This window comes from Erwinia sp. B116, from assembly GCF_002865965.1.
In the GTDB taxonomy this organism is placed as follows: domain Bacteria; phylum Pseudomonadota; class Gammaproteobacteria; order Enterobacterales; family Enterobacteriaceae; genus Erwinia.
Genome location: NZ_JRZZ01000023.1, coordinates 65,874 through 71,873 on the forward strand (window position 1 = coordinate 65,874; position 6,000 = coordinate 71,873).

6 protein-coding genes are annotated in these 6,000 nt (G+C 58.8%); 1 reads left to right on the top strand and 5 read right to left on the bottom strand.

All coding sequences use genetic code 11. From position 1 onward, the window contains the following. Positions 1-55: 55 nt before the first annotated feature. Both NV64_RS15545 and yieE read right to left on the bottom strand, forming a co-directional pair. Positions 56-1,522, bottom strand: coding sequence for an amino acid permease (locus NV64_RS15545; protein ID WP_056233393.1), 1,467 nt, complete (start codon positions 1,520-1,522; stop codon positions 56-58). A gap of 174 nt (positions 1,523-1,696) precedes the next feature. Further along, positions 1,697-2,569, bottom strand: coding sequence for a DNA-binding transcriptional regulator YeiE (gene yieE / locus NV64_RS15550; protein WP_101506267.1), 873 nt, complete (start codon positions 2,567-2,569; stop codon positions 1,697-1,699). 285 nt (positions 2,570-2,854) lie between these two features. On the opposite strand from yieE, the gene nfo reads away from it, so the two are divergent. Beyond that, positions 2,855-3,703, top strand: a complete 849-nt coding sequence (gene nfo / locus NV64_RS15555; RefSeq protein ID WP_056233397.1) for a deoxyribonuclease IV — start codon at positions 2,855-2,857, stop codon at positions 3,701-3,703. A 128-nt stretch (positions 3,704-3,831) separates the two neighbouring features. Here the strand turns inward: nfo and NV64_RS15560 are convergent, their stop codons facing one another. From NV64_RS15560 to fruA, 3 genes are all read right to left on the bottom strand, one after another. Next, complete coding sequence (locus NV64_RS15560) at positions 3,832-4,131, bottom strand: helix-turn-helix transcriptional regulator (RefSeq protein ID WP_056233399.1); 300 nt, start codon at positions 4,129-4,131, stop codon at positions 3,832-3,834. Next, positions 4,128-4,484: a type II toxin-antitoxin system RelE/ParE family toxin gene (locus tag NV64_RS15565; protein ID WP_072166293.1), complete on the bottom strand. Its 357-nt coding sequence runs from the start codon at positions 4,482-4,484 to the stop codon at positions 4,128-4,130. Before NV64_RS15565 ends, NV64_RS15560 begins: the two co-directional genes overlap by 4 nt. A gap of 142 nt (positions 4,485-4,626) precedes the next feature. Further along, positions 4,627-6,000 (bottom strand): PTS fructose transporter subunit IIBC (fruA, locus tag NV64_RS15570; protein ID WP_101506271.1); only part of this gene is annotated, 1,374 nt, incomplete at its 5' end.

Below are 6,000 nucleotides of genomic sequence, written 5' to 3' on the forward strand. Positions count from 1 at the left end.
ACGGCGGTTAACAAAAAAAGGGCGCGAATAATCGCGCCCGGCAGGTTATTTCCGCTTACTTCCTGAAGGTGGGGAACTCCATTTCCCGGTACTTCACCACGCGGGTTTTGTGCGTCCAGCGGTAACCCAGCCAGATCGCCAGGAACAGCGGCAGGCCAATATAGGTCGCCGCCACCCCGCCCCAGTCGATGGTATCGGCGAGGAACGCCTGATAGTTCTGGCCGAGGGTAATCATCAGGCACAGGACAAAGGCGAAGATCGGCCCGAGCGGGAAGAAGCCGGAGCGGTACGGCAGGTCGGCCAGATCCCGGCCCTGCGCCATATAGCCTTTACGGAAGCGGTAGTGGCTGATGGCGATCCCCAGCCAGGCGATAAAGCCGGTCATCCCCGAGGTGTTCAGCAGCCACAGGTAGACGGTCTGGTTGCCAAACATCGAAGAGAGGAAGCACAGCCCGGCGACCACGGTAGTGGCATACAGCGCGTTGCGCGGCACGCCGCCCTTCGACAGTCGGGCAAACATGCGCGGCGCTTTGCCTTCACAGGCCAGGGTATAGAGCATCCGCGTGGAGGCGTACATGCCGGAGTTCCCCGCCGACAGCACCGCCGTCAGGATCACCGCGTTCATCACCGCCGCCGCCGACAGCAGGCCGGCGTGCTGGAACACCAGCGTGAACGGGCTGACGCTGATGTCTTTCACGTCGTTGCGCAGCAGGCTCGGGTCGGTGTACGGGATAATCAGGCTGATCACCAGAATGGCAAACACGTAGAACAGCAGGATGCGCCAGAATACCTGACGCACCGCGCGCGGAATATTTTTCGCCGGGTCTTCTGACTCACCGGCCGCAATGCCGATCAGCTCGGTACCCTGGAACGAGAAGCCAACGATCATCGCCACGCCAATCATCGCCGCAAAGCCGCCGGCGAACGGCGCGTCGCCGGTCTGCCAGTTGTGCCAGCCGGCATTTTCAGCCCCGTGCAGAATGCCGACGATCATCGCCATGCCAACGACAATAAAGATAATCACCGTCACCACTTTAATCAGCGAGAACCAGTACTCCGCTTCGCCGAAGCCCTTCACCGAGATGTAGTTAAGCAGGAAGATCAGGCCGAGGAACAGCGCGCTCCAGATCCAGCCCGGGGTGTCCGGGAACCACCAGTTCATCACCAGCTGTGCGGCGACGAGGTCAACGGCGATGGTCACCGCCCAGTTGTACCAGTAGTTCCAGCCCAGCGCGAAGCCGAAGCCCTCTTCAACGTACTTTGAACCGTAGGTGGAGAACGAGCCGGAAACCGGCATAAAGGCGGCGAGTTCGCCGAGGCTGGTCATCAGGAAGTAGACCATCAGGCCGATCAGCGCGTAGGAGAGCAGCGCACCGCCCGGCCCCGCCTGAGAAATCGTGGCGCCGGAGGCGACAAACAGACCGGTACCGATCGAACCGCCAATGGCGATCATCGTTAAGTGGCGGGCTTTAAGTACGCGCCTTAAGCCAGGTTGTTGTGTTGTTTTTGTGTCATGATCCATGTGTTACCGCTGTCTGTGTCAAAAATGAGGCGCGATTATAGCAACCTGCCGCAGCGCGTATAGTGATTACCCTCGGTTATAAGTTAGGTTCATAATTTTGCCATAATTATTAGTTATGGCAGTTTTCGCAAGCGCGCTGGCCGCCAGGCTAAGGCCGGTTACGTCCGCCAGGGCCTACTCTTTACAGTAACTAAGGAAACGTTCCAGCGCCTTCGACAGGTGCTTCTGCCGGTGATGAATGCGGTACAGGGTGCGTTTCAGCTTCGGCAGTGGCGACGGCAGCGGCAGTTCCACCAGCGTGCCAATCTCCAGCTGCTCGGCGATCACCCGGCGTGACAGGCAGCTGACGCCCATCCCGTGGCGCACCGCGTGCTTGATCGCCTCTGAGTTACCCAGTTCCAGCGCCAGCTCAAAGCTCGGCAGGTGCGACAGCAGCAGATAATCGACGATCTCCCGCGTGCCGGAGCCGTGTTCGCGCAGGATCCACGGCGCTTCAGCCAGGCTGGCCAGCGTCACCGGCTGGCTGAGGATCGCCGCGCCGGGCGCGGTAAACACCACCAGATCATCCTCCAGCCAGGGCTCGGTCACCAGTTCAGCCATATGGCAGGGCCCTTCGATCAGGCCGATATCGGCCTGAAAATCGGCCACCGCGGTGATCACGTCCTGGCTGTTGCCGACGCTCAGCTCCAGCGGCAGCGTCGGGTAGTCGCGGCGGTAGCCGGCGATCATTCCCGGCAGCAGGTAGTTGCCGATAGTGCTGCTGGCGGCAATGCGCAGCGCGCCGTTATCGTCGCGGAACAGCTGCTGGATCTCCTGGGCCTGCTCCAGCAGCCCGACGGCGCGTGGATAGAGCAGTCGCCCGTGCTCGTTCACCACCAGCCGCTTCCCGACCCGGTCAAACAGCTGTACGCTAAGCTGCCCCTCCAGATCGGCCAGCGCGGCGCTGACCGCCGACTGCGACAGCGACAGCACCTGCGAGGCCTGGGTGGTGGAGCCGCTTTTTAACACTTCGGCGAAGACTTCCAGCTGGCGTAGCGTAATGTGCATAATCCTTCCCCTTCTGACTCTTGCTTCAAAAATGGCACTTAATGCCGATCGCTGCGTCGGCTGATTAATACTTATAGTGGTAGATTTCCAATATATAACCCGTGATTCTTTTAAGCAAATACGCGGCTCTTAAACTGCCTGTGGAGCAACTTCACTGACAGCTTACACCGGCAGGTGGGCTTTATACGGCATCTGTGAAGGCCATTTTCATCAAAACCTGCGTTCACCGCACGTTTGCAGTTATCATAACCGGCAGTAAAATCGAGTCATTAACAGGAGTAAGGCATGAAATTTATCGGTGCCCACGTTAGCGCCGCTGGCGGCGTGGACCAGGCGGTGAAACGCGCGGCAGAAATCGAAGCCACTGCCTTCGCGCTGTTTACCAAGAATCAGCGCCAGTGGCGCGCCGCGCCGCTGACGGATGAGGTGATTACCGCCTTTAAACAGGCGTGTGAGCAGTACCGTTTTACCCCGGCGCAGATCCTGCCCCACGACAGCTACCTGATTAACCTCGGCCACCCGGTTGAGGAGGCGCTGGAAAAATCCCGCGAGGCGTTTCTCGATGAGATGACCCGCTGCCAGCAGCTGGGGCTGAGCCTGCTCAACTTCCATCCGGGCAGCCATCTGCAGCAGATTAGCGAAGAAGCCTGCTTAAAGCGCATCGCCGAGTCGCTGAATATCGTGCTGGATAAAACCGAGGGCGTGACCGCCGTGATTGAAAATACCGCCGGTCAGGGCAGCAATCTGGGGTTCCGCTTCGAGCACCTGGCGGCAATCATCGACGGCGTGGAGGATAAATCCCGCGTCGGCGTCTGCATTGACACCTGCCACGCCTTTGCCGGCGGCTACGATCTGCGCAGTGAAGAGGAGTGTGAGAACACCTTTGCCGAATTTGAACGGGTGGTGGGTTTTCAGTACCTGCGCGGCATGCACCTGAACGATGCCAAAAGCGCCTTTAACAGCCGGGTTGACCGCCACCACAGCCTCGGCGAGGGCAATATCGGCAAGGCCGCCTTCAGCTGGCTGATGAAAGACCCGCGCTTCGACGGTATCCCGATGATTCTGGAAACCATCAATCCGGATATCTGGATCGATGAAATTGCGTGGCTTAAGTCGGAGCAGGTGTCGTCATAGTCGCGCAATCGCGGATGACAGATTAAGCCAGCATCAGGTTTGCGAAGCGGGCTTAACACCGCGTGTTGTAAGAGCCCACGATAATGTGGGCTCAGGAAGGATGCGGACAGGTGCTTATCTGCACCGATTTAAACCGGATAAATGCGCCCGCTTCCGCCAGGCATCTCAATGTTCAGACTGACCTTTCCGCCCAGTGCCTCAACGTACTTTTTTAAAGTCGCCAGCTTAATTTCCTCGCCTCGAGACTCAATCGCCGTAATGGCTGGCTGGCTGACGCCCATTTTAGCGGCCAGTTCACTCTGTGAAAGATGCTGTTCTTCACGTAACTGCCGCAAACGGATCTCAAGAATTTTTGCTTCCGTTTTCTCGCGAATACGCTGTTGAGACTCCGCAGAGCGCTCGGCAATCAGTTGGCTCAGTTTGGTCATGTGCTTATTCCTTCCAGATGCTTCGTGTATTCTGCATCAGCGATTTTTATCATCTCGCTGTAAAATCGCTTACTCTTCTGACCGGTTTTATCCCCCGCACACAGCACAATAGCCATTCTCAGGGGGTCAAAAGCAAAGAATGCCCTTACAGGGCGCCCGTTACTCTGAACACGCAACTCTTTCATATTTTTGAATGCAGAGCCTTTAATCTGATCAACATCTGGCCGTCCCAGTCTGGGTCCAAACAGCTCAAGCGTCTGCAGGCTGGAAAGCACGTCCTCAATCATGGCTTCATCCTGACTTCTCAGCCACCGGTCAAAACGTTCTGTGGTATCGACAATCCATTTCTCCACCGCCAAATTCCTTTACTGTGCACGTTGAGTCTAGCACTTTATATAAACCACAGTTTATATTTTTAGTTTTACGAGCGGGTCCGGATAAGAGGCAAAAAAAAGCCCCTGCGCAGGCAGGGGCTGGTTTGTATTACTCGGTGAATCAGGCTTTTGCCAGCTCCGCTTCCGGGCGCTTCAGCACCGCGTAAGTCAGGCCCGCCACCAGCGTACCGGCAACGATAGAGAGCAGGTAGCCAACCACCGGCGTAATCGCGCCCGGGATCAGCAGCACGAACAGGCCACCGTGCGGTGCCATCAGTTTGGCGCCAATCCACATGGAGAGCGCACCGGTCAGCGCACCGCCGACGATGCAGCAGGGCAGCACGCGCATCGGGTCACGGGCGGCGAACGGAATCGCGCCTTCAGAGATAAAGCACAGGCCGAGAACCAGCGCCGCTTTGCCGCCCTCCTGCTGACCCTTGTTGAACTTACGGCGCGCAACCAGCGTTGCCACACCCATCGCCAGCGGTGGCACCATACCGGCCGCCATAATCGCCGCCATCGGCGCATAGGTCTGCGAGCTCAGCAGGCCGACGCCGAAGGCGTAAGCCACTTTGTTCACCGGGCCACCCATATCGGTACACATCATGCCGCCCAGCACCGCGCCCAGCAGCACCGCGTTGGCGGTACCCATGTTCGCCAGCCAGCTGGTCAGGCCGGCCATAATGCCCGCCACCGGTTTACCCACCACGTAAATCATCAGCAGGCCGGTAATCAGGCTGGCGACCAGCGGGATGATCAGGATCGGCTTCAGCGCTTCCATACTGGTCGGCAGTTTGACCTTCTGGCTTAAGAACTTCGCCGCATAACCGGCGATAAAGCCGGCGATAATGCCGCCAAGGAAGCCGGCGTTGATGCTGGTGGCGATCATGCCGCCAATCAGGCCTGGGGTCAGACCCGGACGGTCGGCGATCGAGAAGGCGATAAAGCCCGCCAGCACCGGGACCATCAGCGCGAAGGCGCTGCCGCCACCGATCTGCATTAACGCGGCGGCCAGCGTACCCTGCTCTTTAAAGGCGGTGATACCAAAGGCGAACGACAGCGCGATGCTCAGGCCCCCTGCCACCACCATCGGCAGCATGTAAGACACGCCGGTCAGCAGGTGACGGTAGGCACCGGCCTTCTCTTTCTTATCATCACCTGCGGCGGCCTGCTGGCCACCCGCAGGCTGGTAAGGTTTGGCTTCCGCCACCGCTTTATCCAGCTCCTGCGCGGTTTTCTTCAGCGCCAGGCCGGTAGACGTACGGTACATCGGCTTACCGGCGAATTTCGCCAGGTCCACCTCAATATCGGCCGCGACGATCACCAGATCCGCCGCCGCCACTTCTTCTGCGGTAATTGCGTTACCGGCACCCACGGAACCACGGGTCTCCACCTTCACCCACCAGCCGCGTTTTTTCGCTTCGGTGTCGATAGCTTCCGCCGCCATAAAGGTGTGCGCCACGCCGGTCGGACAGGCGGTTACCGCCACAATACG